The following is a 26540-nucleotide window of genomic DNA, read 5'->3' as shown; positions in this document are numbered from 1 at the left end:
TGCGCCACCTCACCGGATAATCACGTGCTTTCGCGCGCGCGTAGGTGCATACTTGGGTTACCAACCAAACAGACCTCACAGAGGGAAGTGCAGACCCAGATGAACTTCGCAGCGAAGCTCCGCGCCCGTCGTGCCGAGGCGCGTAACCGGAAGGCCGTGGCTCGCGCGATCGACATGGCGACCACCCCGTCCATGCGTCACGAGCTGATGGCAATCGCCCAGGCTCAGGTCACCACTCTCCGCTGACTCTCGACCCGGCACTCGCGCGGCGCCCCGTCGCGAGTGCCTCCCTACGGGAACCCCTGGAGCACCTCCCGCGCTCCAGGGGTTTCATTCATTCTGTTAAACGTGATCCACGCCACACTACGATGGCGTTGTAACAGCGCACGTCGGTCCGCCGATGTCACTGTTGACCTCGCGGTGCTGTCGGACCCCCGACCTGGCAGCACCGCGAGGTTTCTTGTTTGCTGGGGACATGAAGATCGCCGTGCTCGGCACCGGCCTCATGGGTGCCCCCATCGCAGCCAACCTCGCCGCAGCCGGACACACCGTCCGAGTGTGGAACCGCACGCGAGCCAAGGCCGAACCGCTCGCCGCGAAGGGCGCGACCGTCACCGACAGCCCCGCCGAGGCCGTCGAGGGTGCCGAGGTCGTGCTGACGGTCCTGAACGACGGCGCCACGGTCACCGCGGCCATGCAGGACGCCGCGCCCTCCCTGTCGCACGACGCCGTGTGGATCCAGTCGTCCACGGTCGGCGTCGCGTACACCGAGGACCACATCGCCCTGGCGCGCTCGCTCGGCCTGGAGTTCGTCGACGCGCCCGTGCTCGGCAGCACGAAGCCAGCAGCCGAGGGCAATCTCGTCGTGCTCGCCTCCGGCGCCGACGAACTGCGCGAGCGCGTGCAGCCCGTGTTCGACGTGATCGGCGCCCGCACGATGTGGGTCGGCGAGGCCGGTGCGTCGTCGAAGCTGAAACTGGTCGCGAACAGCTGGGTGCTCGCGCTGACCGCCGCCGCCGGCGAGGCCGTGTCGCTCGCCGAGGCGTCCGGGATCGACCCGAAGCTGTTCCTGGAAGCCGTCTCCGGTGGCGCGATGGACTGCGCGTACCTGCAGATGAAGGGCAACGCGATCATCGAGCGGTCCTTCCCGCCCGCGTTCACCGTGCAGAACGCGCTGAAGGACGCGCTGCTGGTGAACGAGGCCGCGGTGCGGGCCAACGTGCACCTCGACGTCGCGCAGGCGTCGAGCGCGCGGCTGAACCGCGCCGTCACCAAGGGGCACGGAGACGAGGACATGGCCGCGTCGTACTACGCGAGCTTCCGATAAGCCCGACGATCGGCCGGTCCGGCGGGGCGTGCGGGCTCAATAGCTTGGCCTGGTGAACAGACTCGCACGCTCCCTGCTGGCGTTCGGCCTGGCATCGGCGCAGGTCGTGGCCACCGCCGCAGTCGTGTCCGCCGCCCCCGACATCAAGGACCGCATCGCCGCCATCCCCGGCGTGCGGATCATCAGCGAAGGGACGTCCGGCGCCGCCCGGACGTTCGTCCTCGGCATCCAGCAGCCCGCGGACCACCGCAGACCGCGCGGCCTGAAGTTCGAGCAACGCTTTTCGTTGCTGCACAAGGCGGAATCGAAGCCGATGGTGCTGCACACCAGCGGCTACAACCTGTCCGGCACGATCAGCCCGTCCGAGCCCGCCCGGCTCGTCGACGGCAACCAGATCAGTGTCGAGCAGCGGTTCTTCACGCCGTCGCGGCCCGCCCCCGCCGACTGGGACGACCTCAACATCTGGCAGGCGGCCAGCGACCACCACCGGATCGTCGGCGCGTTCAAGAAGATCTACGGCGCGAAGTGGCTGTCGACGGGTGCCAGCAAGGGCGGCATGACGTCGATCTACCACCGCCGGTTCTTCCCGCGCGACGTCGACGCGACCATCGCGTACGTGGCGCCGAACGACGTGGTGAACGACCGCGACGTCTACGGCGAGTTCATCCGCGAGGTCGGCGACGACCCGGCGTGCAACCGCCGCCTGGAAGGCGTGCAGCGGCAGATCCTGCAGCACCGCGACGAGTTCGTCTCGCGGCTGGAGGCCAAGGGCTACACGTACAAGCAGTTCGGCAGCGCGCACAAGGCGCTGGAGATTCTCGTGCTCGACACGCCGTTCACGTTCTGGCAGTACGGCACGCAGGCGCAGTGCGCGCTGGTGCCCGGTGCGGGTGCCTCGGTGGACGACCTCTGGAAGTTCATCGACGCGACCGTGGGCTGGGACTTCTACACCGACGCCGGCGTCGCGCCCTACACGGCGTACTACTACCAGGCGGGTACGCAGCTCGGCTGGCCGGAAGCGGACGAGTCGGCCGTGCGCGACCTGCTGCGCCACCCCGGTTCCTCCGTGCCGCGCTCGATGGTCTCGCCGGACATCCGGTTCCCGCGGTTCGACCGCTCGGCGATGCGCGACGTGGACTCGTGGGTGCGCCACCAGGGTTCGCGGCTGCTGTTCGTGAACGGGCAGAACGACCCGTGGAGCGCGGAACCGTTCCGCCTCGGCCGGGGCACGCGCGACTCGCTGTCGCTCACGGTGCCCGGCGGCAACCACGGTGCGAACATCGCGAAGCTGCCCGAGAAGGAACGCGCTGCCGCCACGGCCGCCGTCCTGCGCTGGGCCGGCGTCACGTCCGCTCCTGTTGCGGCACTTGCCGTGGACGAGGGCCCGGACTCGCTGGACGCGCTGCGGGCTCGCCGGGGCTGAGGCACGCTGGAGGCGTGAAGCCGTTGCTCGTGGTCGACGCAGCCAACGTCGTCGGGTCGGTCCCCGACGGGTGGTGGCGCGACCGGGCGGGCGCGGCCGAACGCCTCCGCGACGCCCTGCGCGGCCGTGACGAGGAAGTCGTCCTGGTCGTGGAAGGCAAGGCGCGCAACGTGTCCTCTGTCGACGGCGTCCGCGTGGTCTCCGCCCCCGGCGATGGCGACGACACGATCGTCGAGGTCGTGCGCGCCGAGGGCACCGGTCGTGCGGTGACGGTGGTGACCGCCGACCGCGAGTTGCGGCAGCGGGTGATGGCTCTGGGTGCCGAGGTGGCAGGTCCCACCTCGGTGCCCCGCCGTTAGTGCCTGTATCGAAGTCTGATCCGCGATAGCCGGGCCCGAGGCGGCCCCTGGCGGCACGGCCGGAGGGCCCACATACAACACCGGTATGCGGGCCCTCCGGCCGCACCACCAGGAACCACCTCAAGCGCAGCTCTCATCGAACCAGACTTCGATACAGGCACTAGAGCTTGAAGAGACCTTCGAGGATCTGCGCGACGCCGTCCTCGGTGTTCGGCGGGGCGTGGTTGCTGCAGGCCTGCTTCACGAGCGGGTGCGCGTTGCCCATCGCGTACGCCGTGCCGGCCCACCCGAGCACCGACAGGTCGTTCGGCATGTCACCGAACGCGACGACCTCGTGCTTGCCGATTCCCCTGGTGTTGCACAGGGATTCGAGCGTGGCGGCCTTCGAGACGCCCGGCGGGCTGATCTCCAGCAACCCGAGCCCGCCCGAGTGCGTGACCGAGACGTGCTGCCCGACCGCCTCCCTGGCGATCTCCATCATGTGGTCGACCTCGGCGTCCGGTGCCCACGCGAGCATCTGCACGACCTGGTGCGCCTCCTCGAAGACGTGGTCGAGCAGCTCCAGTGTCCTGTGTGGATTCTTCGGCCCGAAGCCCTGGAAACCGGGCTCCGACAACACTTCCAGCCCGGTCTCGACCGCGATGCCGACGTTCGGGATCACCTCGGCCAACGCCTCGGACACCTTCCGCACGACGTCGAGCGGCACCGTCTGCGCGTGCGTCACCTCGCGGTTCGTCAGGTCGTAGATCATCGCGCCGTTGGAGCAGATCGCGGTGCCGGTCAGCTCCAGGTCCTGCACGAACCGCGGCGGGCGGGCCGTGACGACCACGACATCCGCGTCGACGTCGTGGAGCGCGGCGCGGGTGCGATCGCTCAGCACGCCGCCCGGTTGCAGCAGCGTGCCGTCGAGGTCGGTCGCGATCAGCCTGATCATCGGCTGATTATCGGTGAGGCACTACCGGCTGCGGGCGAGAAGCCCGGAAGCCGTCACCTCGACGGCGCGGCGCACGACGTCGGCGAAGTCGACGCACATCACGGCCAGGGCCGGATCGGCGGCGTAGGCGTCGAGGACCGCCTGCGGGGGGCGGCTGGCCGGCCACGCGGCGACCGCGACCAGCATGACCGTCCGCATCAGGGCGGCGGCGTCCTCGTCGCCCAGTTCGGGGAGGTGCGTTCCGGCGAACCGGACGAGCGTCTCGAGGTACCCGTGGACGGCGCGCTTGTGCTGGAGCGCGGTCTCGGCGGAGATGTTGCGCTCCAGCACGGTGGACTGGGCACTGATCAGGTCGCACAGCGCGGGGCGGCGCACCAGCGAGGTGGCCAGGAGGTCTGCCAGCCGGTCTCCGCGTTCCCGGGCGGTGCCACCGACGGGGAACGCCGTGGACTCCAGTTCCGCGATCCAGTCCGCGACCTCCGCCTCCAGCAGCGCCAGCAGCACCGCCTCCCGCGACTCGAAGTAGCGCAGGACGTTGGCCTTGGCCAGGCAGACCCGGCGGCTGAGCGCGGTGAGGGTCAGTTCGGCGACCGGCATCTCGGTGAGCATCGCGGCCGCGGCGGCGAGGATCTGCCGCCGCCGTTCGCTGCGCTGCTCGTCGGTGCGCGCCCGCTGGAAACTCATGTCACGCATGTTACAGACCAGCGGTACTTTACTAAGATACCGTCGGTCCGTTACGTTGGGAGCATAAGAGACCGTCAGTCCTTAATGAGGGGTAGCGATGTACCAGGTTCCTGACCAGCACGGAAAGCGCATCGTCGTCACCGGCGCGAACAGCGGCACCGGCAAGGAGGCGGCCAAGCGGCTGGCTGGAGCCGGGGCCCATGTCGTCCTCGCGGTGCGCACCGAGACCAAAGGCCGCCAGGCCGAGGCGGAGATCCTCGCCGCGCATCCCGGAGCCAGCGTGGAGGTCCGGCGGCTCGACCTGGCCGACCAGGCATCGGTGCGGACGTTCGCCGAGGAGCTGATCGCCGGGGGCGAGCCGTTGGACGTCCTGGTCAACAACGCCGGCGTGATGAACGTGCCCGCGCGGACCGAGACCGTCGACGGCTTCGAGCTCCAGCTCGCCAGCAACTTCCTCGGCCCGTTCGCCCTGACCGTCCGCCTGCTGCCGTTGCTGCTGGCGGCGCCCGCGCCGAGGGTCGTGACGATGAGCAGCGGTGCCGCGTACCGCGGGCGAATCGACTTCGACGACCTGCAGTCCCGCCGCCGGTACAGCCCCACGCTGGCCTACGCGCACTCCAAGCTGGCCGACCTGCTGATGATGGTGCGTCTGGCGGACCTCGCGGCCGAGAACGACTGGCCGCTGCTCTCGGTCGGCGCGCACCCCGGCTACACCCGCACCAACCTGATGACCTCGGGCCCGCACCTGAACGGCGGCAAGCCCGGTCTCCTCGAGTCGGTGGGGTACCGGGTCGTGCCCTCGCAGGGCGTCGAGCAGGGCACCGAACCGCTTCTGCACGCGGCGGCCGACCCCTCGGTGGTCGCCGGTGGCTACTTCGGACCGCGCTGGGCGCTCGTCGGCCCGACCAGGCCCGCCTCGATGCCGCGGGCTGCCAGGGACAAGGCGCTGGCAGCCCGGCTGTGGGCCGAGGCCGAACGCCTCACCGGCACGTCGGTGGAGGTCGTGGGCCGCTGAACGGCGATCCTCGGGCAAGATCGGTTCCATGACCCATCGAGTTGACGACATGCCGTTGCCGGTCTGGCTCCCGGAGTCCGGCTCCGGCCCCGGCATCGTGCTGATCCAGGAGATCTTCGGCCTGGACGGGTACCTGCGCGGCATCGCGGAGAAGCTCGCCGCGCTCGGCTACGTCGTGGCCGTGCCCGAGCTCTTCCACCGCTTCCAGCCGGGCTGGGTCGGCGAGCACGACGAGGCGGGCATCGCGAAGTCGATGGAGGTCGTCGGCAACCTCGACTTCCCGCTCGCCGTGCAGGACGTCGTCAAGTCCGTGCAGTACCTGCGCGGCCTGCCCGAGGTGACCGGCGGCGTCGGCGTGCTCGGCTTCTGCCTCGGCGGCACCCTCGCCTACGCCGCGGCCACCGCCTCCGCCCCGGACACCGCCGTCTCGTTCTACGGCTCTGGCGTGCCGGACCAGATCGGCACGCTCGACCAGGTGTCGTGCCCGATCCAGTTCGTCTTCGGCACCGAGGACGCGTTCATCACCGGCTACCAGAAGGTCGTGGACGCGGTGGCGGCGCACGAGGGCGCCGAGATCCACCTGGAGGCCGCGGGTCACGCGTTCCTCAACCACCTCGGCCCCTGGTACGACGAGGCCGCCGCGGACCGCGCTTGGGACGTCGCCACGCAGTTCCTCGCGCGCACGCTGCCTGCCTAGGAAATGCACGGCACCGCGAGCTGCTGCGAGAAGAACCTCTCCAGCGGCTTGCGGTGCAACCGGCGCTCGACCGCGATCAGCTCGTTGCGCCGGTAGTGCCTCACCTGCGTGCTCGTGACGACGAACCCGTGCCGTTCGGTGGTGGGCATCTCGTCGTAGAGCAGCGCGTGCTGTCCCTGTGTCACAACGACATCCGCCAGTCCGTCCGGGATCTTGCTCGCCCGCGTCGCGATCGTGGCCGCCAGCGCGTCCGGCCGGTTGCGCAACCGCCGATGCGGCCACGGCACCCCGTGGTGCTCGGCCTCCAGCGACCGGTGCAACGCCCTGGCCGCGTGCCGGATCGCCTTGATCGAGTCGCCGCCGAGCACGTGCACGCCGGGTCCGTCCAGCGCGGTGTCCCTGCGGAACCCGGTGCACACGACGACCTTGTCGTACCGCAGCTCGCCGCTGCCGTCGATCGTCGCGATGAACTCGTTGCCGTCCTTGACGATCCGCTGCACGGACCGCCCGACGGTGTGCGTGACCCGTGCCGTGGAAGCGATGTTGTCGGCCGTCTCGAACGCACTGGGCCCGCGCCCGACGATCAGCACGCGCTTGCCCGCGTACTCGGTCGGATCGGTGCTCGCGCTCGCGTACGTCTCGGCGTGCTCGAAGCCGGGAACGCCCGCCACGTGAGGCTTCTTGCCGGTCGCGATGATGACGTGCCGCGCCTGGTACTGACCCAGATCGCGGACCGGCGTGCGGTAGCGGACGTTCAACGGGCGCGCGAAGTCCTCCAGATAACGCACGAGATCGTCCGCGCTCGGAAAGGACCGCTTGCTGTAGCGCGCGAACGGCACACCCTCGAACAGCGAGTTGTCGTCCGTCGAGAGCACGCGGTGCCGCGGAAACGTCCGGAAGAAGCTCGCCGGCCCGGGTTCCTCCTCGACGATCAGGTAGTCGCGGCCCGCACGGTGCAGGAAGCGCCCCATCTGCAAGCCCGCCGGACCCGCACCGATCACCAGGTACTCCACCATCACGCACCTCCCGGCGTCCTCTACGCCGAACACGGCGAAAAGGTTCAGACGGGCGGTCTGCGTTCCATGATGAGGGCTACCGGTGGGTTCCGGTCAACTAGCGTCCACCTCGTGGATTCCGGCCTGCTCTGGTCAGTCAAGAGGCACATCGGCCTGGTCGTGCTGATCGGCCTAGCGGTCTTTGCGTCGTCCGCCGTACTTCTGTGGTCCGCCTTGGGTTTTCCGTCGACCGCATCGTCCAGGCTCGACATCATCAAGGTCGCCCTGACCGTGGTGGCTGGCGTCGGCGGCGTCGTGGCACTCGTGGTCGCCTACCGCAAGCAACGCATCAGCGAGTCCGCCGAGACCCGCGAACTGACGAAGCTGCGCAACGAACGCTTCGGCGCCGCCTGCAACCAGATCGGCAACGAGTCCCCGGCAGTCCGCCTCGCCGGCATCTACGCCCTCGCCGCCCTGGCAGACGAATGGACCGCACAACGCCAGGTGTGCATCGACGTGCTCTGCGCCTACCTGCGCATCCCGTACGAGCCGGAGCTGGAGTCGGAGTGGTACCTCGACGCCGAGTCCGAGGTGCGCCTGGCGATCACCAGCGTGATCTCCCGCCACCTGCGCGACGGTGCGCCGGTCAGCTGGCAGGGCCACGACTTCGACTTGGTCCGCGCGGTACTGCGCTCAGCCGACTTCTCCGGCGTCCAGATGTCGTCCGGCAAGTTCCTCCTGAGCCTGGCGCGGTTCCCCGCCGGCTGGATCTCGTTCGACGGGATGGTGGTGAGCGGCGGCGAGGTGTGGTTCGGCGGCGCCTCGTTCGACGGCGCACGGGTGACGTTCGACGGCGCCGAGTTCCGCGCCGGCCGCATGCGGTTCGAGGGCGCCGAGTTCAACGGCGGCGAGGTGTCGTTCCGCGGTACCCGGTTCACCGGAGGCGAGGTGGACCTGTCCGAAGCGGTCATCTCCGTGGCGCCGGTGTTCGACGACGGCGAGAAGCCCGGCTTGAAGCTGCCGTAATTGTCGGTGCCGGATGTCAAGATCACCGCCATGGGAACCTGGGACATCGGACACTTCGACAACGACACCGCCGCGGACTTCTCCGGCACGCTGGACAAAGCGCTCGAGAGCGAGCGCGAGGACATCGTCCGCACCGCGCTGACCCGCACGATCGGGACCGAGGGGTACCTCGACAGCGACGACGCGTGCACGGCCGTGGCCTCGGCCGCGCTGATCGCCGCGCAGTGTCCGGGCGGCAAGCCGATCTCGGCCTACGGCCCTCACGAGCCGCTGCCGGTGTTCTCGGCTGATCTGCGACCTCTCGCCGTTCAGGCGCTGGACCGCGTGCTGGCACCGGAGTCGGAGCTCACCGAGCTGTGGGACGACGCCGGCCACGGCCCGCTGTTCCGGAAGGGAGTCACCGACCTCAAGGCCGTCCTTCTCACGTGATGGACGCCGGAACAGGACGAGCGTCCACAGGGTTCTGAACGGTCTGTTGGCAGAAGGTCAACTTCTCCACGTGCCGAACGAGTCGGCGTTTCGGAACGCCTCGGTGAACTTCGCACAGCGATGACCGTCGTTGGCCAAGAGGTCGAGCAGGTCGTCGACAGAGCGGGGTGCCTTCCGGTACCGGGACACCTGTCGGCGAAGCGCTGCGATCACCAGCTCGGGCGCAAGGTCCAGCTGGTCGAGCGGGAACTCGTCCTGGTGCAGGACTTCGATGACGAAACGGCTGACTGCCGTGTCGGGGAAGTCCCTGAGGTTCTCCGTGACCAGCAGCTCGGCGCCACCCCACACGGCTGCCGCGAGGACGTGTCGATCCTTGGGATCGTTCTCCATCGCGCCGATCAGGTGCTGGTAACCGGTTACCTCGGCATCCGGGAAGTGTCGTCGCATCTGATCGAGCCGGTGAGCCACCTGGTGCTCGGACGCGCCTCGCTTGCGCAGGTTCCGGTCAAGCTCGATCAGCACGTCTACCGACCACAGTGGCCGGTAGACGCCGCATTCGCTGATCGTCAGCAGTGTGTCGCACAGGTATGGCTTGAGCAGAACGCACGTGTCCATGAAGACGGGGAGCACTGATCACCTGGAGTCGTCGTGCGTCGGCATCCGCTCGAACGGCGTGTCCAGCGGAAGGTCGTAGAGGCCACTGTCCTCACCGGCCCGGACCATCTCGTCGAGGCCTGCGGCGCGCGCTCTGCGGGAACGGTCCTGGTAGGCGAGGAGGTCGGCCAAGCGAACTCGGCGATGCCTGTTGGGCTGTTCGTAAGGGATCTCTCCCGCTTCGAGCAACCGCACCAGGGTCGGCCGGGAGACACCCAGCAGATGGGCGGCTTCGCTCGTGGTGAGAACGGTGTGTTGCGGGGCGACAGTGATCGCCAAGCCCCGCGACATCGCGAACACGACTTCCCGCAGCACGTCGAAGACCTCTGCGGGAAGTTGGAGATGTGTGCCGTCCGGTGCCACCAGTGCGGCCGGCTCGTTCCCCGAACGTGCCAGCGCGGCGATCCACGGCGTCAAGCTCTCCGGTCGTGCCGGGGGCAGCACCGTTCGTTCGCTCGCGCCTGCCGTCATGACTTCATGCTAGCCCAAAACGAACAAAACGAAAGCTTTCCACCAAGTGGACGCCGGAACAGGACGACCGTCCACAGTGTTGGATACGGCCGTGACGACTGTGAAGCGCCGTGCCCGTGTCCGTGCCCCTGAGCTGGTCGGACGCGGCTGGCTGAACACCGGTGACACCACGGTCAGCCTCAAGGACCTGCGCGGCAAGATCGTGCTGCTCGACTTCTGGACGTTCTGCTGCATCAACTGCCTGCACGTCCTCGACGAGCTGCGCCCGCTGGAGAAGGAGTTCGAGGACGTCCTCGTCACGATCGGCGTGCACTCGCCGAAGTTCGTGCACGAGGCCGACCCCGAGGCGCTCAAGGCCGCCGTCGAGCGGTACGGGGTGCACCACCCGGTCCTGGACGACCCGGAGCTCACCACCTGGCAGAACTACGCCGTGAAGGCGTGGCCGACGCTGACCCTGGTCGACCCCGAGGGCTACGTCGTGCACGTCGCCGCTGGTGAAGGCCATGTCGAGGCGCTCAGGACCATCATCAAAGAGCTGGTCGAGGAGCACGACGAGAAGGGCACGCTGCACCGCGGCCAAGGTCCGTACCAGGCGCCGGAGCCGGAGAACACCACGCTCCGCTTCCCAGCCAAGGCCGTCGTGACGCCGAGCGGCACGATCCTCGTCAGCGACTCGGCCCACCACAGCATCGTCGAGCTCGAAGCGGACGGGGAGACCGTCATCCGCCGCATCGGCACCGGCGAGCGCGGCCGGCAGGACGGGCTGAACCCCACCTTCTCCGAGCCTGCGGGGCTCACGCTGGTTCCCGGTACCAACGACGTCGTCGTCGCCGACACGGTCAACCACCTCCTCCGCAACCTGAACCTCGACACGGGCGAGGTCACGACGATCGCTGGCACCGGTGAGCAGTGGCGCGACGGGGAGACCGACGGGCCGGCCGACAAGATCGACCTGACGAGCCCGTGGGACGTGGCGTGGTGGAACGGTGGTGTCGCCATTGCGATGGCCGGCAACCACACGCTGAGCTTCTTCGACCCCGCCCAGAACACCGTCCACCGCCTCGCCGGCACCACTGTCGAGGGCATCAACGACGGCCCGGCCGAAGGGGCGTTCTTCGCGCAGACGTCCGGGCTCGCGGCGGACGGCGACCGGCTGTGGATGGTCGACTCCGAGACGAGCGCGCTGCGCTACCTCGAGAACGGCGAGGTCCACACCGTCGTCGGCAAGGGGCTGTTCGCGTTCGGGCACAAGGACGGTGACGCGGACGAGGCGCTGTTGCAGCACCCGCTGGGCGTCACGGTTCTCAACGACCACTCGGTCGTCATCAGCGACACCTACAACAACGCGATCAGGCGTTTCGACCCCGAGACGAACACCCTGACCACGATCGCCACGGACATCGCCGAGCCGTCCGACGCGCTCGTCGTCGACGGTGAGCTCGTCGTCGTCGCGAGCGCGGCCCACCGGCTCGAACGGTTCGCGGCGTCCGCCACGAAGATCGACGGCGCGGCCCACGAGGTGAAGCGGCCCTCCACCGACATCGCGCCGGGCGAGTTCGAGCTCGCGGTCGTCTTCACGCCGCCGACCGGGACGAAACTGGACGAGAGGTACGGCCCCTCGACCCGTCTGGAGATCACCAGCTCACCCCCGGAGCTGATCCTCGAGGGCGCGGGCGTCGGTACCGAACTGGTACGGGCGTTGCGGATCAACGATCAGGTCACGAACGGCGTTCTGCACGTCGTAGCGCAGGCCGCCAGTTGCAGTGACGATCCTGCCGACGAACACCCGGTGTGCCGTCTGACCAGGCAGGACTGGGGGGTGCCGGTTCGAGTTGTTGCCGATGCACCTACCCGTCTCCCGCTGTTGATGGGCGGCATGGACGAGGAAGGTCGTCAAGGCACGTAGACTCTGCTGGTGCCTGATGTCAAGCTCGAGATCCAGATGCTGTACGACCGTGTGATGGTCCGCATCTCGCCCGAGGACGGCGAGCGGCGTTCCAGCGGAGGCATCGTGATCCCCGCTACGGCCCAGATGGCGAAGCGGTTGGCGTGGGGTGATGTGTTCGGAGTCGGTACCAGCGTGCGCCACGTGAAGGTCGGCGACCGGGTGATGTTCAACCCGGAAGATCAGCTTGAGGTCGAGGTGCACGGCACCACGTATCTCGTGATGAGGGAACGCGATCTGCACGCGGTTGCGACCGAGCTCACCGAGCACGGTACCGGTCTGTACCTATGAGCCGCCGGTTCGCGATCGACGCCTGATAGCTGCACACATATGCCACCTCAGGAGAGACAGGGCAACGGGGAGAGCTGTGCCGTACGACGCTGACAAGACGAGAGCGATGCCTCCGGTGGGTCCCGGAGGCACGTCCTCGGAGCAGACGACCAAGATCGCTCCGGTCCAGGTGGACGCCTCGACCGAGGCGTGGCCGTCTGAGGAGCCGGACTCGAACGAGCCGACCGTCACCGCGGCTGTGACCGGTGTCGGCTTCCCGGCCGGCGAGGACGCCACGGAGTACATGAGGCCGGTGGCGCCGCCCGAGCCGCAGCCGGAGGACTCCGGCGTCTACGGGCCCGTGATGATCGAGCCGGGCGAGGACGAGGCCAAGCCGAAGAACACGAAGAAGAAGGCGTTGATCGTGGCCGCGGCCGTGGTCGGCGCCTTCGGCCTGCTCTACGGCCTCGACATCCTCGTCTCCAGCGGCAACGTGCCGCGCGGCGTGACGGTGGCGGGCGTCGACGTCGGCGGCATGAGCCACGACGAGGCCGAGAAGAAGCTGCGCGACGAGATCGGCCCGCGGCTGGACAAGCCCGTCGCGCTCAAGGCAGGCGACGTCACGTCCGAGCTCGACCCGAAGTCCGCGGGCCTGGAGCTCGACTGGAACAGCACGATCGAGCGTGCCGGCAGCCAGCCGCTCAGCCCGTTCACGCGTGTCACCTCGTTCTTCACCAGCCGCGAGGTCGGTGTCGCGACGAAGGCCGACGACGCGAAGGTCTCCGGCGCGCTGGAGGCCCTGCGCCCCAAGCTCGACCACGAGCCGATCGAGGGCACCATCAAGTTCGAGGGCGCGAACCCCGTCGCCGTCGAGCCGCACGCCGGCCAGAAGCTCAAGGCCGAGGACGCCGTGAACGCGGTCGTCGCGAACTGGGCGTCCGGCAACCCGGTCGAGGTCCCGATGGACTTCACCCCGGTCAAGACGACCAAGGAGGGCGTCGAGAAGGCGCTCAACGAGGTCGTGAAGACCGCGGTGTCCGGTCCCGTCGTCATCAAGGGCGAGGGCAAGGACGCCACGCTCACGCCGGAGCAGATCGGGACCACCCTGGCTTTCGCTCCCGGCGAGGGCGGCGCGCTGAACGTCACGCCGAACAAGGACAAGCTCGCCGAGGTGACCGGGCCGCAGCTCAAGGACACGGTCAAGCAGGGCAAGGACGCCCAGATCGTCTTCGAGGGCGGCAAGCCGACCGTGAAGCCGTCGGTGGACGGCCTCGACCTCGACTGGGACAAGAACCTCCAGCCCTACTTCGACACGCTGAAGAAGACGGACGCGCGCGAGGTCAAGTTCGAGTACAAGCACACGCCCGCGAAGGTCACCACCGAGCAGGCGAACAAGATGGGCATCAAGGAGGTCATCGGCGAGTTCCAGACCGGTGGCTTCGCTCCCGCCTCGGGCGTCAACATCCGGGTCGTGGCCGAGAAGGTCAACGGCGCGATCGTGAAGCCCAAGGAGACGTTCAGCCTCAACAAGCACACCGGCCCCCGCGGTACCGCGCAGGGCTACGTCGAGGCGGGCATCATCGAGAACGGCATCCCCGGCATGGCGGTCGGTGGCGGCATCTCGCAGTTCGCGACCACGCTCTACAACGCGTACTACTACGCGGGCATGAAGGACGCGGGTCACAAGGAGCACAGCTACTGGATCACGCGGTACCCGAAGGGCCGCGAGGCCACCGTGTTCATGGACGGCGCGGGCAACAGCCTGATCGACATCGCCTTCACGAACCCGGACGACACGGGCGTCGCCATCCAGACGATCTGGACCCCGGGGTCCATCAAAATCGTGCTCTGGGGCACCAAGAACTACGACGTCACGGGCTCCACCAGCGGTGACTTCAACCCCACCCAGCCGCAGGAGAAGAAGGTCAACAAGGCCGGTTGCTCGCCGAGCAACGGCGCTCCGGGCTTCTCGGTGACGGACACCCGCACGATCACGGACCGCCGCACGGGCCAGTCGCGCAGCGAGTCGCGCACGGTCCGCTACGACCCGCAGTTCAAGATCATCTGCGAGCCACCGCCACCCGGCGGCTGAGCGACTTTCAGGTTGACGGTGGCCACGCGCGGGTAATCACCCGTTCGTGGCCACTGTTGCGCAAGAGGCGCGAAGACACCCCGTCGTCCAGACGCTCGGACGGGCGGGAATGGTGCTGTACGGGGTCGTGCACGTCCTTGTGGCGTGGCTCGCGATCCAGGTCGCGTTCGGTGCTTCCGAACAGGCCGACTCGAAAGGCGCGCTGAGCGACGTCGCTCAGGGCGGCGCGTGGTTGCTGTGGACGCTCGCGATCGGACTCGTGTGCTTCGCGCTGTGGCAGCTGCTGCTCGCCTTCGTCGGGTACACCTACATCAGCAAGAAGCGGAAGCGCATCTTCAAGCGCATCGGCTCCGCGGCCCGCGCCGTCACGGCGACCGGTATCGCGCTGGGTGCCTTCAAATACGCGACGGGCTCTGGTGGCTCTGGTGACCAGAACCAGCAGCAGAAAGAACTCACGGCGCAGGTGCTCTCGTGGCCCGGCGGCCAGTTCATCGTCGGTGCCATCGCGATCGGCATCCTCTGGATCGCCGGTGTGATCATCTACAAGGGCATCAAGAAGTCCTTCGAGAAGGACCTCGACATGGGCAAGGCCCCGACGTGGATCGAGCCCGTCGGCCGGATCGGCTGGATCGGCAAGGGCACCGCGTACGGCGTGATCGGCGTTCTCGTCGGACTCGCCGCGATCAACGCCGACCCCCAGCAGTCCGGCGGCATGGACAAGGCCCTGAAAACGTTGGCAGCACAGCCTTATGGTGTGTTCCTGCTGTCCGCGGTGGCGATCGGCATCGGCGCGTTCGGCGTCTACTGCTTCGCCGCCGCGCGAGCGATCAAGGAGTGACGCCGGTGGCCGCGAGCCTGTGCCGATGCCGGGCCGCGGCCGCCTGCGCCTCCACCGTCATGGACGACAGGACCTGTCCGGGCGCCACGTAGAGGACGTTGGGACTGGCGGAGTCCGGCCCCCAGCCGGGGCTGCCGCGCAGCAGCAGGAGGTCGCCGGGACTCGGGTTCATCCCCTCGAACCACGAGTCCTGCTCGACTCCGGTGCGCTCCCACGCGATCACGGCTTTGGTGCCGCTCTTCGCCCCTTGGTACACCTGCGAGACCCTCGCCAGTTCCGCTTCCGGCGACACCGCGCGCAGCGCGTCCATGTGCTGCTCGTACCCGAACCACAGCTCGTCCTGGCGCACCTGCCGGTTCTTCAGGCGTCGCAGGACGATCGTCGCGAGCGCCAGGACGCCGACGACCGCGCACAGCATCAGCAGGTACAGGAACACCGTCCAATCTTTGATTCCGAACGAGGGACTGTCAACTGACAACGAAATCAAGCTGCATCGTGTGAGGTGATCGCGCTACCGTGCCGATCATGTCGAGTCCTGAGGCATCCAGGGTCGGGTCTGCGGTCTGAACCGTCAGCCCCGGTGAACCCCTCGTCCTCGGAGCTCCTCCGTGCATTTTTCGCTGTACCTGCTCGCCCTGCCCGTGTTCGCCATGGGCACGAGTTCATGCTCTCCGGGCTGCTGCCCGCCGTCGCCGCCGATTTCCACGTGTCCGTGGGCACCGCCGGCACGCTCACCTCGGCCTTCGCGGCAGGAATAGTCGTCGGCGCACCGCTGATGGCCGCGCTGGCCCGCAACTGGCCACCGAGGCTCAGCCTGCTGCTCGGCACCGCACTCGGCTGACGAACCACGTTCCTGGCCGTCGCGGTCCTCTGCGTGCCGGCCGCGGCCGGTGTCCTGAAAGGGATTCCGTCCCGGCGGCAGCACACCACCGTCGCGTTGCGACCTGAGTTGGCGGAGCTGCGCAAACCGCGACTGGTGCTGGTGATCGTGCTCGCGGTGCTGGTGAACGCGGTGACCTTCGGCCACTTCACGTTCCTGGCCCCGGTCGTCACCGGCGTCGCCGGCTGGTTCAGCCTCGACGTGCTCGGCCGTGAGCCGATCGTGTTGCTGCCGTTGGTCTTCGTGCTCGGCGTGCTGTCGTTCGCGGTGGGCAGCACGTTGATCGCGAGGGTGCTGCACCACGCGGCAGGAGCGCCGACGATGGCCGGCTCGTACGCGACCGCCGCCCTCAACATCGGTGCGACGGCCGGTCCGCTCCTCTTCGCGGCGCAATGAAAAACGGGTCCTCGCACCTCGGGCAGGAGGTGCGAGGACCCGTAGTCCGTCGAGGCGCTTAGAAGACGCTCTCGTCGATGTCCATCAGCGCGTTGTCGGTGGACTCCGCGATCTTGCGACGGGCGGTGAGCTCCGGCAGCACGGTCTTGGCGAAGAACGACGCCACCGCGATCTTGCCCTCGTAGAACGCCTTGTCCTTGGCGGACGGCGTGCCGCCGAGCTTCTCCAGCGCGACCTCGGCCTGGCGCAGCAGCAGCCAGCCGACGAGGACGTCGCCCGCGGTCATCAGCAGGCGGACCGAGTTCTGGCCGACCTTGTAGAGGTTGCGGACGTCCTCCTGCGAGGTGGTCAGGAACCCGACCAGCGCGCCGAGCATGCCCTGCAGGTCTTCGAGACCCTGCTTGAGCAGCGCCCGCTCCTCCTTCAGGCGACCGTTGCCGCCCTCGTTGTCGAGGAACTTCTGGATCTCGCCGTTGATGAACGTGAGCGCCTGGCCCTTGTCGCGGATGATCTTCCGGAAGAAGAAGTCCAGCGACTGGATGGCCGTGGTGCCCTCGTACAGCGAGTCGATCTTCGCGTCGCGGATGTACTGCTCGATCGGGTACTCCTGCAGGAAGCCCGAGCCGCCCAGCGTCTGCAGCGACTGCGCCAGCTGCTCGTACGCGCGCTCCGAGCCGACGCCCTTGACGATCGGCAGCAGCAGGTCGTTGACCTTGGCCGCGAGCTTGGCGTCGTCGCCGCCGAGCATCACCTTGTCCTGCAGCGTCGCGGTGTACAGGTACACGGCGCGCAGGCCCTCGGCGTACGCCTTCTGCAGCATGAGGCTGCGGCGGACGTCCGGGTGGTTGGTGATGGTGACGCGCGGGGCGGTCTTGTCCGTCATGCGCGTCAGGTCGGCGCTCTGCACGCGCTCCTTGGCGTAGGACAGCGCGTTCAGGTAGCCGGTCGACAGCGTCGCGATGGCCTTGGTGCCGACCATCATGCGGGCGTACTCGATGACGTCGAACATCTGCGCGATGCCGTCGTGCACCTCGCCGAGCAGCCAGCCCTTGGCGGGCACGCCGTGCTGGCCGAAGGTCAGCTCGCACGTCGTGGACGCCTTGAGGCCCATCTTGTGCTCGACGTTGGTGACGAAGGCGCCGTTGCGCTCGCCCAGCTCACCGGTCTCCGGGTCGAAGTGGAACTTCGGCACCAGGAACAGCGACAGGCCCTTGGTGCCGGGCTTCGCCTCGATGCCTTCGCCCTCGGGACGCGCGAGCACCATGTGCATGATGTTCTCGGTCAGGTCCTGGTCGGCGGACGTGATGAACCGCTTCACGCCCTCGATGTGCCAGGAACCGTCCTCCTGCTTGAAGGCCTTGGTGCGGCCGGCACCGACGTCGGAACCGGCGTCCGGCTCGGTCAGCACCATCGTGGCGCCCCAGCCGCGGTCGATCATCAGCTGCGCCCACTGCTTGTCGCGCTCGGTGCCGTTGTTGTAGACGACCGTCGCGAAGCTCGGACCCGCCAGGTACATGTAGACGGCCGGGTTCGCGCCGAGCAGCAGCTCGGAAGCGGCCCACGTGACCGACGGCGGGGTGCCGAAACCGCCCAGCTCGTTCGGCAGGAACAGGCGGTACCACTCGCCGTCCCACACCGCCTGGTACGACTTCTTCAGCGACTCGGGCAGGGTTGCCGAGTGCGTCGCCGGGTCGAACACCGGCGGGTTGCGGTCGGCGTCCACGAAGGAGTCCCCGAGGACACCCTCCGCGAGGTTCTTCACCTCGGCCAGCACGCTGCGCGCAGTGTCCTCGTCGGACTGCTCGAACGGCCCCTTGCCGAGGTGGTCCTGCACGTTGAAGACCTCGAACAGGTTGAACTCGAGATCCCGGACGTTGCTCTTGTAGTGGCCCATCTCGTCAGCTCACTCCTCAGGGTCGCGGCGGGGTCGCCTACTGACCGGTAACAACAGAGTATTACTCGACAGTAACCCCGGCAAGGCCGACCACCCACTGGTGGCGAAGTAGACAGTCCTCCGGGTGACCTGAATCGGGCATGAGGGCCGGTCAGACGCGTGCCGCACGTGCGGGGGGCCAATTTTCGGCGGCACCTGCTCGCCTGTTCACGAAGCTCGGTCAGGCTGCGCGTCCGGACTACTCGAACACGGCCGGACAGCCGATCAGCAGTCCCGACCGATAGGCGAGCGACACCGCGTGCGTTCGGTCGCGTGCGCTGAGCTTGCGCAGGATGCCTTTGACATGGGTCCGCACGGTCTCCACGGACACGATCAGCTCGTTCGCGACCTGCTGGTTCTCCAGGCCGTCCGCGATCAGCGTGAGCACCTCGTACTCGCGCCTGGTCAGCGTCGGTCGTTCCTTCGGCCGCAGGTCGGGATGCACGTAACCGCGCGAGCGGACCGTCTCGGCGATCACCCGCACGATCTGGCCGGACTCGGCACTGCGCGGCACGACGCCGCGGACCCCTGCTTCTAACGCGGACGTCACGTAGTTCGCGTGCGAATGCGCGTCGCGGACCAGTCCGATGACCAGCAGAGCCGGGTCGCGTTCAGCCAGCAGCCGGGTCAGGTGGCCGACCGGGTCGAGCACGGAGTCGATGAGCAGCACGTCGGGACGCAGTTGTTCATGTAGGCGAACGGCAGCGTGCGGATCGCCGGTCGAACCGAGCCAGCGCAGGCCGGGAGTCCGCCTGATCAGGGCGGACAGGCCTTCGCGGTAGAGCGGCACGGGGTCGATCAGCGCGACGCCGGGGGCAGGCCGGCCGGGCGGGAGCATCAGCACCTCCGTTCGTGCTTCTGGAGGAGAGACGTCGTTCCCACGGACGTGTGACGCGGTCCGGTCGGTTCACGTGGATGAACAAGGGTCACGAATGTGATTCAAGACGGCCGAAGGTCTTCCATCCCACCGCAACAGTCTCGTAAGACCTACGTCACATATCCCGTGCGGATGTGCCAGGTTCCGCCGCCATGAGGCCTGGTGCTCTCGCGGGCACACGCGTGTGCACGCAAGGAGGTCACATGGGCACCCTCGATTGGATCGTGGTTGTCGGCTATTTCTTCGTGATGGTCGGGATCGGCCTCTGGTCGCGCGGGCGGGTCCACAACATCGCCGACTTCTTCACCGCGGGCGGCAAGATGCCGTGGTGGTTGTCCGGCATCTCGCACCACATGTCGGGCTACAGCGCGGTCATGTTCGTCGCGTTCGCCTCCGAGGCGTACCGGCTCGGGCTCACGGTCTACGTGTGGTGGTCACTGACGATCGGCATCGGCGTCGGCATCGGCGCGTTCCTCTTCGCGCCGCGGTGGAACCGGCTGCGCTCGAAGCACGACGTCAAGTCGCCGCTCGAGTACCTGGCGAAGCGCTACAACGTGCCGACCCAGCAGGTCATGGCCTACGCGGGTGCGTTGCTCAAGGTCGTCGACATCGCCGCCAAGTGGGCGGCCGTCTCGATCCTGCTCCGCGGGTTCGCGGGTGTCCCGATCACCTGGGGCATCATCATCATCGGCCTGGTCACGATGATCTACTCCGTGCTCGGCGGCCTCTGGGCCGACGCGCTCACCGACTTCGGCCAGTTCATCATCCAGGCGGCCGCGGGCTTCGCGATGTTGTTCGCCGTCGCCAGCACGCTCGGCTGGGACTTCCCGGTGACGATCTGGGACAAGCTCCCGGACAGCCACAGCGACCCGCTGGCGGGCCCGTACACGTCGACGTTCCTGATGGCGCTCTTCCTCATCAAGACGCTCGAGTACAACGGCGGCATGTGGAACCTGGCGCAGCGCTACATGGCCGCGCCGTCCGGCTTCGCGGCCAAGCGGTCCGCGCTGCTCTCGTCCGTGCTGTGGCTCGTGTGGCCGCTCGTGCTGTTCCTGCCGATGTGGGCCGCGCCGCTGATCGTGCCGGGCCTCCAGGGAGCGCAGGCGGAGAACGCGTACATCGAGATGGGCAAGGAGATGCTGCCCGCGGGCATGATCGGCCTGGTCCTGGCGGGCTTCTTCTCCCACACCATGGCCATGGTGTCGTCGGACGCGAACGTCATCGCCGCGGTCATCAACCGCGACATGCTGCCGCACCTCTGGAAGAAGGTGAAGACGTTCTCGGCGGACAACCAGTTGAAGCTGGCCCGCATCACGACGTTCACCTTCATCGGCGTCAGCATGATCATCGCCATCGCGTCGGGAGGCCAGGGCTTCGTGCTCAAGGTGGTGGTCGACCTGGTCGCCGCCACGATGGGCCCGATCGCGATCCCGCTGATGCTCGGCCTGCTGCCGTGGTTCCGCAAGGTCGGCTCGACGGCGGCGATCGCCTCGGTGGTCGGCGGTCTGGGGATGTGGGCGTTCCTCTACATCGAGCAGATGAACAAGGCCGCCTGGGTCACCAAGGGCGTGCTCGTGTCGTGGCCGCTGCTGCTCTCGCTGGTGCTCTACCTGTCGATCGGCTTCCTGAAGAAGGAGCCCTCGACCGAGCGCGACGTCCTGCTCGACTCGCTCAACTCCGACGAGCCTGAGCCGGAGCGGGTGAAGGCGTAAGCCGTTCGTTCCTCATGATCCTCGCGGCGGCGCACCCGAACAGGGTCGCCGCCGCGAGCCACACGTAGGGCATCGGTGTTCCGGTGTAGGTCTGCGCCGTGCTCGCCAGCACCATCGTCGCACCCGCGACCAGCCCGGTCGTGTGCGTGACCGGGAAATCGCTCCTCAGCACCGTGACGACCGCGACGGGCACGAGCAGGAAGCCGTAGGCCAGCACGCGCGTCATGCGCTACAGGACGTATGTGTGGCGCATCGGTTGCCGTGGCGTGCGTCATCGTCACGAGACTCTTTCCGCTCTCGCATGCACAGTGGATGCATGGGTAAGTGGTCTCCCGCAGACGACGCGGAACTCGCCACGGGCTGGCGGCTTTGGCTGGAGCTGAGCGACCGCGTGTGGCCGGACCCGTCGTGGGACGGCACGCCGGCCGACGCCATCCGTCAGGTGCGGTCGCTGCTGGCCGTGTGCGAGGAGATCCGCCTTTGCTACCTCGCGGAGACCGCGCGACCGTCTGTCGCTCTGCTGCAACTCCTGCAGTCGATGTCGTTCGTCGCTTCGTTCGCGGTCGACCTGTGGCACGACGACACACACCCGTTGGACGTCGAGCGCGCCGAACTGCTGCACGGGGACTTGGCGTCGTTCGCTGAGCACGTGGCCGGTGTGCGCGCCGCACTCGCACGCGGTGGCGGCTGGGTGGAACTCGACCGCCGGCCGTGGGGCCTACCGGTCGACTAGCGCTTCTCGATGATTGTTCCGGAAATGCCGAAAGCCCTCACGCACGGAGGGCTTTCGGCATTTCTGCGGCGTTGATCCGGACTAGACGATCAGGTCGGCCTCGATGCGCTTGAGTTGGTGCCGGGCCAGCGCGAGGTTCGCGTTGTCCCTTTCCAGCACCAGGTACAGGAAGAGCGAACCCCTGTTCTTCACGCCGCCCATCAACCGGATCAGGTGGTACTGCCGGTGCAGCGTGATCAGGATGTCCTCGATGGTGTCGCTGAGCCCGAGCGACTGCATCACCCGCAGTTTCGAGCGAATGACCTCGGTGTTCCCGGCCGCCGCGATCTCCAGGTTCAGCCAGTCACCTCCGCCGCTGGTGCCGAGCGACATCCCGCTGTCGTAGTCGACCAGTGCGACACCGACAGCGCCGGAGATCGACATGGCCTCTTTCAACGCGGTATCGATGTTCATCAAACTCCACTTCCCTGTGTCTAATGGTGATCGAGGCGGCGCATCCGAACTGCCGCGACTCGGTCGTGTGCGGATGTGTCCCCAAAAAGAGGACATAATTGATGAGAGCTGTGAACCGAGCCTGGACATGGGCTGCGACCATTTTTCACACTGGTGCTTCTGGTGCTCTACGAGGAAAGGATCACGCCGACTCGCTCGATGACGGGCCGGGTCTCGTGCAGAAGGCGGCCGAGGTTCAATCCCTTGTCCCCGAGCACGACCATCAGTGACAACCTGCCGATGGCGTACACGGCCATGTAGCCCTCGCTGCCGAACACCACGGTCTGGCTGAGGGTGCCCAGGCCGATCACCTCCGCGGCCTGACGTGCGATGCCGAGGTCGGCGGCGGCCAGGGCCGAGATGTGGGCGGGGTCGATGTTCTTCGCCACGTCGGCGACGATGGGGATCCCGTCGGACGCGGCGATGACGGTGTCGGTCACTCCGGCGACGTTTTCTCGAAGCTTTCGCAGTTCGGCGCTCAGAGCGTCGTAGTCCAATTCACTCCCTTTCAGAATCGGAAATGTCGAACCGCTCAGGACAAACATCACACCTCCGAAGACCTCGGGGAGATTTCGAATTCCGGTCCGGTCTGCGCCCGCGGGCGCAACGCAGCCAACCCCCAGTGCGAACATCGGAACGACGTCGCGGGCGAGGCGATTTCCAGCAGTCCGTCCTCGAGCATCAGGGCGATCTCGACGACGACCGGATGAAGACTCCGGCCGAGCGCGAACGCCAGGTCCCGAGCGGTGCGCCGTCCGTCGGCGTGCGCGACGATCTCCCGTCGTTCCGCCGTCAGGCCGGCCGGCTCCGTCAAGCGGCCGGGCACCACCCGGTCCCGGTACGGCGACAGGGAGAACGCGGCGATCGCGTCCAACCGCCGAGCGGTCCCGGCCAGCAACAGGTCCGGCGCGACGCCTTGCTCCGCAGGTAACAGCGGTGGATCGATGCACTCGTCGATGACGTATCGCTCGATCTCACCCACGGCCGTGGCGAACGCCCCGTCCTGCACAGCGACCATCACGAGGCTCTGGAGCTCGGCGGCGCCGATCCCGCGGGCGACGAGCGCCGCCTGCAGGGACCGCGTCTCGACGCTCTCCACCAGAGCCGCGGTCCAGTCCCCTTCCTCGATCCGGCCCGAACTCAGCAGCAACATCTCCGCTCCGGGCGATCCGGGGCTGTCCACCGAGATCACCAGGCCGTCGCGGAAATGAAACAGCCCGCCCGCGTTGCCGACAATGCGCAACGTTCCGGTGACTCGATCCGCGTGACATCGCGCCAAAGCCTGCGCGAGGACGTCGAATGCGGCTCGATTGTCGCGTCTCAGGGGTGACTCCGGGTTAATTCGAACTTACGGAGAGGGACTGTCTGGCGAAGCGATCATCCGATCGAGTGCGGTACTCGAATCGAAAGAGCGACCGCCAGGGCTACTTCTTACCTTCCGATAGTCCCGATCCCTGTCAAGCGTCACCTGATCGAGTGAAGCATTCCAATTGAGACGGCAGAGCTTTCATTTCTGATAGATGAATCGCCGGATAAAGGGATATCCGCTGCGGCGTCGGGGGGTCCGGGGGCGGAGCCGCCTGGCCGGCGTCTGGGGGCTCGGCCCCAGAAAACACCGAAGCCGGTGCGGCCTGCGCTTTCCGCAGGCACACACCGGCTCCGGGTTCGAGCGGGTGACGGGAATCGAACCCGCCTCTACAGCTTGGGAAGCTGTCGTTCTACCAATGAACTACACCCGCGTGAGCGAGCTCGTCGCCGATCATACACAGCGCGGGAACCTGCGGTGCGCCCGCTTCGGTTAGCCTGTCCGGGTGCTGCTGAGTGACCAGGATCTGCGCAAAGAGGTCGAGTCAGGCCGTCTCGTCCTCGACCCCTTCGACGTCGAGATGCTCCAGCCGTCGAGCTTCGACGTGCGGCTGGACCGGTTCTTCCGGGTCTTCAACAACACCAAGTACACCCACATCGACCCCTCGCAGCAGCAGGACGAGCTGACGAGCCTGGTCGAGACGCCGGAGGGTGAGCGGTTCGTGCTGCACCCCGGCGAGTTCGTGCTCGGGTCGACCTACGAGATGGTGACGCTGCCGGACGACCTGGCCGGGCGGCTCGAGGGCAAGTCCAGCCTCGGCAGGCTCGGTCTGCTCACGCACTCCACCGCGGGCTTCATCGACCCCGGCTTCTCCGGCCACATCACGCTGGAGCTGTCGAACGTCGCGAACCTGCCCATCACGCTGCACCCCGGCATGAAGATCGGGCAGCTGTGCCTGTTCAAGCTGTCGAGCCCGGCGGAGCACCCGTACGGCTCGAAGCAGGCCGGCAGCCGGTACCAGGGGCAGCGCGGGCCGACGCCGAGCCGCGCCTACCTGAACTTCCACCAGACGGACACCCGCCGCTAACTCAGGTCGCCGTACCGCTCCAGCACCCGCCGGCGCAGTTCGGGATCGGTGCGCGGGACGGGTTCGAGGAAGATCTCGTCCAGGTCCGGGAACTGCGTGCGCAACTCCGCGGAGATGCGCACGCACGCGTCTTCCAGCTGGTGTGCCGTCAGCGCGTCGTCGAAGTCGAGTCGCGCGCACAGCAGCACGCGGTCGGTGCCGATCGACATCGTCAGGACGTCCACGACGGCGTCGACCTCGGACACCTCGGCGAGCCGGCGCCAGATCGACTTCACCATCACCGGGTCTGCCTGCTGCCCGATCAGCAGGCCGCGGTTCGTGCGTGCCAGGACGTAGGCGACCAGCGCGAGCAGCACGCCGATCGCCAGCGACGCGAGGCCGTCCCACAGCGACGAGCCGGTCAGCTGGTGCAGGCCGAGGCCCGCGAACGCCAGCACCAGGCCCATCAGGGCGGCCGAGTCCTCCAGGAACACGGTCTTCACGGTCGGGTCGTCGGAGACGCGCAGGAAGTCCCAGAACCCGCGGCCGTGCGCGGCGGACTCGGAGCGGACCTGCCGGAACGCCTGCGTCCACGAGACGGACTCCAGGACGAACGCCAGGCCCAGCACGACGTAGCCGACCAGTGGCCTGGTCTGCTCTTCCGGCTCACCGAAGACCGTGCGGAAGCCCTCGTAGAACGCGAACATCGCGCCCGAGGCGAAGATCGAGACCGCGGCCAGCAACGACCAGAAGTAGCGCTCTTTGCCGTAGCCGAACGGGTGACGGCGGTCGGCCGGCCGGCCTGAGCGGCGCAGAGCCGTCAGCAGGAGTGCCTCGGTGAACGTGTCGGCCACCGAGTGCGCGGCTTCGGAGAGGATCGCGGCTGATCCGGTCAAAACGCCCGCGACGGCCTTCATGACCGCGATGGCCAGGTTGACCAGCAGTGCGAGGACGACGGTCAGCGTGCTTTCGCCCGAGCCCTGCGGCTTCTCGCTCATGTCGATCAGCCTAGGGCGCGGCGCGCGAAGCATCCGGCCACTACTGCATTCGAGTGACATTCGGCGGTGGGAGCAACATCAGCCGCGGCTGAGGTGTCTTACAGGCGGGATCTGCACCAGGGGGACGCTGATCACCAGGGGGTGAGACGGAACGGCCCGCGTCCGGGAGAGACGCGGGCCGTTCCGCATGCGGGCGCAACTACCATTGCGGGATGGGCAACCGTGGTGCTGACGACACCGATGCCGAGGTCGAGTCGTGGAGGGCCATGGTTCCGGCGATCGATCCGGTGGTCGAAGGCGTGGTCGACCGGGTCCACCAGATCAGCAAGTACCTCGACTTCCTCGCCACGGAGATCGCCGCGCCGCACGGGCTGAACCGCGCGGACTACGAGATCCTCGCCCGGCTCTTCTGGATCGGGCCGCCGCACCGGCTCACGCCCAAGCAACTCGCGAACGGCACGCTGAGCCCCGCCACCACGATCACGAGCCGCCTCGACCGGCTGGAGAAGGCGGGCCTCGTGGTCCGCGCGCTCGACCCGAGCGACCGCCGCTCGTTGCCCGCGACGCTGACCGACGCCGGCCGCGAGATCTTCCTGCAGATCGTCGCGGGCCAGGCGGAACGGGAACGCGACCTCTTCACCGCGCTGCCCGGCGCCGACCTGGAGCACCTGCGCGACCTGTTGCGCCAGGTGATGGAGGTGCTGTCCGGCGAACTCGGGCCGGCCCACCGTCGCACCAGGCTCGCACTCGACAACAAGGAGTAATTGCTACGAACTCGTACTATCCGATATCGTGCTAACCGGCGCGAGAGGGAGGGGTGCGAGATGGGTGGCTACCCGCTGTCTGAGTGATCTAGAACACGCAACGCTGGCCCCCGGTGTGCCGATGTCCTAAGAGGTCCTAACAGAATGATCAACTTGCTGGCGGGCAGCGCGTCCGATGTGGATCATGTTTGGTCGTGAGGAGGGGTCAGTCGCCGCCGTGGATC

The 26540-nt window shown here is 67.8% G+C and carries 31 protein-coding genes and 1 tRNA gene; 18 read left to right on the top strand and 14 right to left on the bottom strand.

What is annotated here, in order from left to right; genetic code table 11:
* Nucleotides 1-99 precede the first annotated feature (99 nt).
* The 4 genes from AB0M48_RS30450 to AB0M48_RS30435 all read left to right on the top strand — a co-directional run bounded on the left by AB0M48_RS30450 (nt 100) and on the right by AB0M48_RS30435 (nt 3109).
* On the top strand, nt 100-246 hold the full coding sequence (locus tag AB0M48_RS30450) for a hypothetical protein (protein ID WP_169746017.1): 147 nt from the start codon (nt 100-102) through the stop codon (nt 244-246).
* Nucleotides 247-475: 229 nt separating this feature from the next.
* On the top strand, nt 476-1327 hold the full coding sequence (locus AB0M48_RS30445) for an NAD(P)-dependent oxidoreductase (protein ID WP_363848613.1): 852 nt from the start codon (nt 476-478) through the stop codon (nt 1325-1327).
* A 52-nt stretch (nt 1328-1379) separates the two neighbouring features.
* Nucleotides 1380-2750, top strand: a complete 1371-nt coding sequence (locus AB0M48_RS30440; protein ID WP_363848611.1) for a S28 family serine protease — start codon at nt 1380-1382, stop codon at nt 2748-2750.
* Nucleotides 2751-2764: 14 nt separating this feature from the next.
* Nucleotides 2765-3109: an NTP pyrophosphohydrolase gene (locus tag AB0M48_RS30435; protein ID WP_363848609.1), complete on the top strand. Its 345-nt coding sequence runs from the start codon at nt 2765-2767 to the stop codon at nt 3107-3109.
* A 160-nt stretch (nt 3110-3269) separates the two neighbouring features.
* On the opposite strand, the gene AB0M48_RS30430 is transcribed toward AB0M48_RS30435, so the two are convergent.
* Nucleotides 3270-4043 carry an HAD family hydrolase gene (locus AB0M48_RS30430; RefSeq protein ID WP_363848607.1) on the bottom strand — a complete coding sequence of 258 codons (774 nt, stop codon included), beginning with the start codon at nt 4041-4043 and terminating at the stop codon, nt 3270-3272.
* 21 nt (nt 4044-4064) lie between these two features.
* Nucleotides 4065-4727 (bottom strand): TetR/AcrR family transcriptional regulator, encoded by a 663-nt coding sequence (locus tag AB0M48_RS30425; protein ID WP_363848605.1) that lies wholly within the window; start codon nt 4725-4727, stop codon nt 4065-4067.
* Nucleotides 4728-4824: 97 nt separating this feature from the next.
* Between AB0M48_RS30425 and AB0M48_RS30420 the strand changes: the two genes are divergently transcribed.
* Together AB0M48_RS30420 and AB0M48_RS30415 are read left to right on the top strand one after the other, a co-directional pair.
* The gene (locus AB0M48_RS30420; protein WP_363848603.1) at nt 4825-5742 is read left to right on the top strand and encodes an SDR family NAD(P)-dependent oxidoreductase; all 918 of its coding nucleotides are present in this window, start codon (nt 4825-4827) and stop codon (nt 5740-5742) included.
* 28 nt (nt 5743-5770) lie between these two features.
* Nucleotides 5771-6439: a dienelactone hydrolase family protein gene (locus AB0M48_RS30415; protein WP_363848601.1), complete on the top strand. Its 669-nt coding sequence runs from the start codon at nt 5771-5773 to the stop codon at nt 6437-6439.
* Here AB0M48_RS30415 and AB0M48_RS30410 read toward each other — a convergent pair.
* Nucleotides 6436-7488 (bottom strand): NAD(P)-binding domain-containing protein, encoded by a 1053-nt coding sequence (locus AB0M48_RS30410; protein ID WP_363848599.1) that lies wholly within the window; start codon nt 7486-7488, stop codon nt 6436-6438. The genes AB0M48_RS30415 and AB0M48_RS30410 overlap by 4 nt on opposite strands.
* A 78-nt stretch (nt 7489-7566) precedes the next feature.
* Here AB0M48_RS30410 and AB0M48_RS30405 point away from each other — a divergent pair, with 78 nt between their 5' ends.
* Nucleotides 7567-8460 carry a pentapeptide repeat-containing protein gene (locus AB0M48_RS30405; RefSeq protein WP_363848597.1) on the top strand — a complete coding sequence of 298 codons (894 nt, stop codon included), beginning with the start codon at nt 7567-7569 and terminating at the stop codon, nt 8458-8460.
* Nucleotides 8461-8490: 30 nt separating this feature from the next.
* Nucleotides 8491-8889, top strand: a complete 399-nt coding sequence (locus AB0M48_RS30400) for a DUF4259 domain-containing protein (RefSeq protein ID WP_363848595.1) — start codon at nt 8491-8493, stop codon at nt 8887-8889.
* Between the two features lie 57 nt (nt 8890-8946).
* Here AB0M48_RS30400 and AB0M48_RS30395 read toward each other — a convergent pair whose 3' ends face one another.
* Nucleotides 8947-9504 (bottom strand): PIN domain-containing protein, encoded by a 558-nt coding sequence (locus AB0M48_RS30395; protein ID WP_363848974.1) that lies wholly within the window; start codon nt 9502-9504, stop codon nt 8947-8949.
* 18 nt (nt 9505-9522) lie between these two features.
* Nucleotides 9523-10014, bottom strand: coding sequence for a helix-turn-helix domain-containing protein (locus tag AB0M48_RS30390; RefSeq protein ID WP_363848593.1), 492 nt, complete (start codon nt 10012-10014; stop codon nt 9523-9525).
* A 91-nt stretch (nt 10015-10105) separates the two neighbouring features.
* On the opposite strand from AB0M48_RS30390, the gene AB0M48_RS30385 reads away from it, so the two are divergent.
* The 4 genes from AB0M48_RS30385 to AB0M48_RS30370 all read left to right on the top strand — a co-directional run bounded on the left by AB0M48_RS30385 (nt 10106) and on the right by AB0M48_RS30370 (nt 15159).
* The gene (locus AB0M48_RS30385) at nt 10106-11920 is read left to right on the top strand and encodes an NHL domain-containing thioredoxin family protein (RefSeq protein WP_363848591.1); all 1815 of its coding nucleotides are present in this window, start codon (nt 10106-10108) and stop codon (nt 11918-11920) included.
* 36 nt (nt 11921-11956) lie between these two features.
* The gene (locus AB0M48_RS30380) at nt 11957-12250 is read left to right on the top strand and encodes a co-chaperone GroES (RefSeq protein WP_084401587.1); all 294 of its coding nucleotides are present in this window, start codon (nt 11957-11959) and stop codon (nt 12248-12250) included.
* 76 nt (nt 12251-12326) lie between these two features.
* Complete coding sequence (locus tag AB0M48_RS30375; RefSeq protein WP_363848589.1) at nt 12327-14321, top strand: VanW family protein; 1995 nt, start codon at nt 12327-12329, stop codon at nt 14319-14321.
* 46 nt (nt 14322-14367) lie between these two features.
* Nucleotides 14368-15159 carry a DUF1206 domain-containing protein gene (locus tag AB0M48_RS30370; protein WP_363848587.1) on the top strand — a complete coding sequence of 264 codons (792 nt, stop codon included), beginning with the start codon at nt 14368-14370 and terminating at the stop codon, nt 15157-15159.
* Here AB0M48_RS30370 and AB0M48_RS30365 read toward each other — a convergent pair.
* Complete coding sequence (locus tag AB0M48_RS30365) at nt 15149-15595, bottom strand: hypothetical protein (RefSeq protein ID WP_363848585.1); 447 nt, start codon at nt 15593-15595, stop codon at nt 15149-15151. The genes AB0M48_RS30370 and AB0M48_RS30365 overlap by 11 nt on opposite strands.
* Nucleotides 15596-15823: 228 nt before the next feature.
* On the opposite strand from AB0M48_RS30365, the gene AB0M48_RS30360 reads away from it, so the two are divergent.
* Complete coding sequence (locus tag AB0M48_RS30360) at nt 15824-16000, top strand: hypothetical protein (RefSeq protein WP_363848583.1); 177 nt, start codon at nt 15824-15826, stop codon at nt 15998-16000.
* Between the two features lie 96 nt (nt 16001-16096).
* Complete coding sequence (locus AB0M48_RS30355) at nt 16097-16435, top strand: hypothetical protein (protein ID WP_363848581.1); 339 nt, start codon at nt 16097-16099, stop codon at nt 16433-16435.
* Between the two features lie 58 nt (nt 16436-16493).
* Here the strand turns inward: AB0M48_RS30355 and AB0M48_RS30350 are convergent, their stop codons facing one another.
* The gene (locus tag AB0M48_RS30350; RefSeq protein ID WP_363848579.1) at nt 16494-18329 is read right to left on the bottom strand and encodes an acyl-CoA dehydrogenase; all 1836 of its coding nucleotides are present in this window, start codon (nt 18327-18329) and stop codon (nt 16494-16496) included.
* Between the two features lie 238 nt (nt 18330-18567).
* The gene (locus AB0M48_RS30345) at nt 18568-19206 is read right to left on the bottom strand and encodes a response regulator transcription factor (protein WP_363848577.1); all 639 of its coding nucleotides are present in this window, start codon (nt 19204-19206) and stop codon (nt 18568-18570) included.
* A 242-nt stretch (nt 19207-19448) separates the two neighbouring features.
* Here AB0M48_RS30345 and AB0M48_RS30340 point away from each other — a divergent pair, with 242 nt between their 5' ends.
* Entirely contained in the window at nt 19449-20957 is a 1509-nt protein-coding gene (locus AB0M48_RS30340) for a sodium:solute symporter family protein (RefSeq protein WP_363848575.1), read from the top strand.
* Here AB0M48_RS30340 and AB0M48_RS30335 read toward each other — a convergent pair.
* Entirely contained in the window at nt 20917-21183 is a 267-nt protein-coding gene (locus tag AB0M48_RS30335; protein ID WP_363848574.1) for a hypothetical protein, read from the bottom strand. The genes AB0M48_RS30340 and AB0M48_RS30335 overlap by 41 nt on opposite strands.
* Before the next feature lie 90 nt (nt 21184-21273).
* On the opposite strand from AB0M48_RS30335, the gene AB0M48_RS30330 reads away from it, so the two are divergent.
* Nucleotides 21274-21690 carry a hypothetical protein gene (locus tag AB0M48_RS30330; protein ID WP_363848572.1) on the top strand — a complete coding sequence of 139 codons (417 nt, stop codon included), beginning with the start codon at nt 21274-21276 and terminating at the stop codon, nt 21688-21690.
* Between the two features lie 81 nt (nt 21691-21771).
* Here AB0M48_RS30330 and AB0M48_RS30325 read toward each other — a convergent pair whose 3' ends face one another.
* The 4 genes from AB0M48_RS30325 to AB0M48_RS30310 form a co-directional block, all read right to left on the bottom strand.
* Nucleotides 21772-22143 carry a hypothetical protein gene (locus AB0M48_RS30325; protein ID WP_363848570.1) on the bottom strand — a complete coding sequence of 124 codons (372 nt, stop codon included), beginning with the start codon at nt 22141-22143 and terminating at the stop codon, nt 21772-21774.
* A 167-nt stretch (nt 22144-22310) separates the two neighbouring features.
* Entirely contained in the window at nt 22311-22727 is a 417-nt protein-coding gene (locus AB0M48_RS30320; RefSeq protein WP_245983082.1) for a roadblock/LC7 domain-containing protein, read from the bottom strand.
* The gene (locus tag AB0M48_RS30315; RefSeq protein WP_363848567.1) at nt 22727-23425 is read right to left on the bottom strand and encodes a hypothetical protein; all 699 of its coding nucleotides are present in this window, start codon (nt 23423-23425) and stop codon (nt 22727-22729) included. Before AB0M48_RS30315 ends, AB0M48_RS30320 begins: the two co-directional genes overlap by 1 nt.
* Before the next feature lie 425 nt (nt 23426-23850).
* A tRNA-Gly gene (locus AB0M48_RS30310) sits at nt 23851-23921 on the bottom strand.
* 72 nt (nt 23922-23993) lie between these two features.
* Here AB0M48_RS30310 and dcd point away from each other — a divergent pair.
* On the top strand, nt 23994-24575 hold the full coding sequence (gene dcd / locus AB0M48_RS30305; protein WP_266035997.1) for a dCTP deaminase: 582 nt from the start codon (nt 23994-23996) through the stop codon (nt 24573-24575).
* Here dcd and AB0M48_RS30300 read toward each other — a convergent pair.
* Complete coding sequence (locus AB0M48_RS30300; RefSeq protein WP_363848566.1) at nt 24572-25552, bottom strand: cation diffusion facilitator family transporter; 981 nt, start codon at nt 25550-25552, stop codon at nt 24572-24574. The genes dcd and AB0M48_RS30300 overlap by 4 nt on opposite strands.
* 212 nt (nt 25553-25764) lie before the next feature.
* Here AB0M48_RS30300 and AB0M48_RS30295 point away from each other — a divergent pair, with 212 nt between their 5' ends.
* A complete protein-coding gene (locus tag AB0M48_RS30295; RefSeq protein ID WP_363848565.1) occupies nt 25765-26316 on the top strand; it encodes a MarR family transcriptional regulator in 552 nt (183 codons plus the stop codon).
* The last annotated feature ends 224 nt before the right edge of the window (nt 26317-26540 follow it).

Origin of the sequence: Lentzea sp. NPDC051208, assembly GCF_040682435.1 — a bacterium.
GTDB lineage: Bacteria > Actinomycetota > Actinomycetes > Mycobacteriales > Pseudonocardiaceae > Lentzea > Lentzea kristufekii.
Note: the sequence above shows the minus strand (reverse complement) of the source record. Positions and strands in the feature narration are given on the sequence as shown.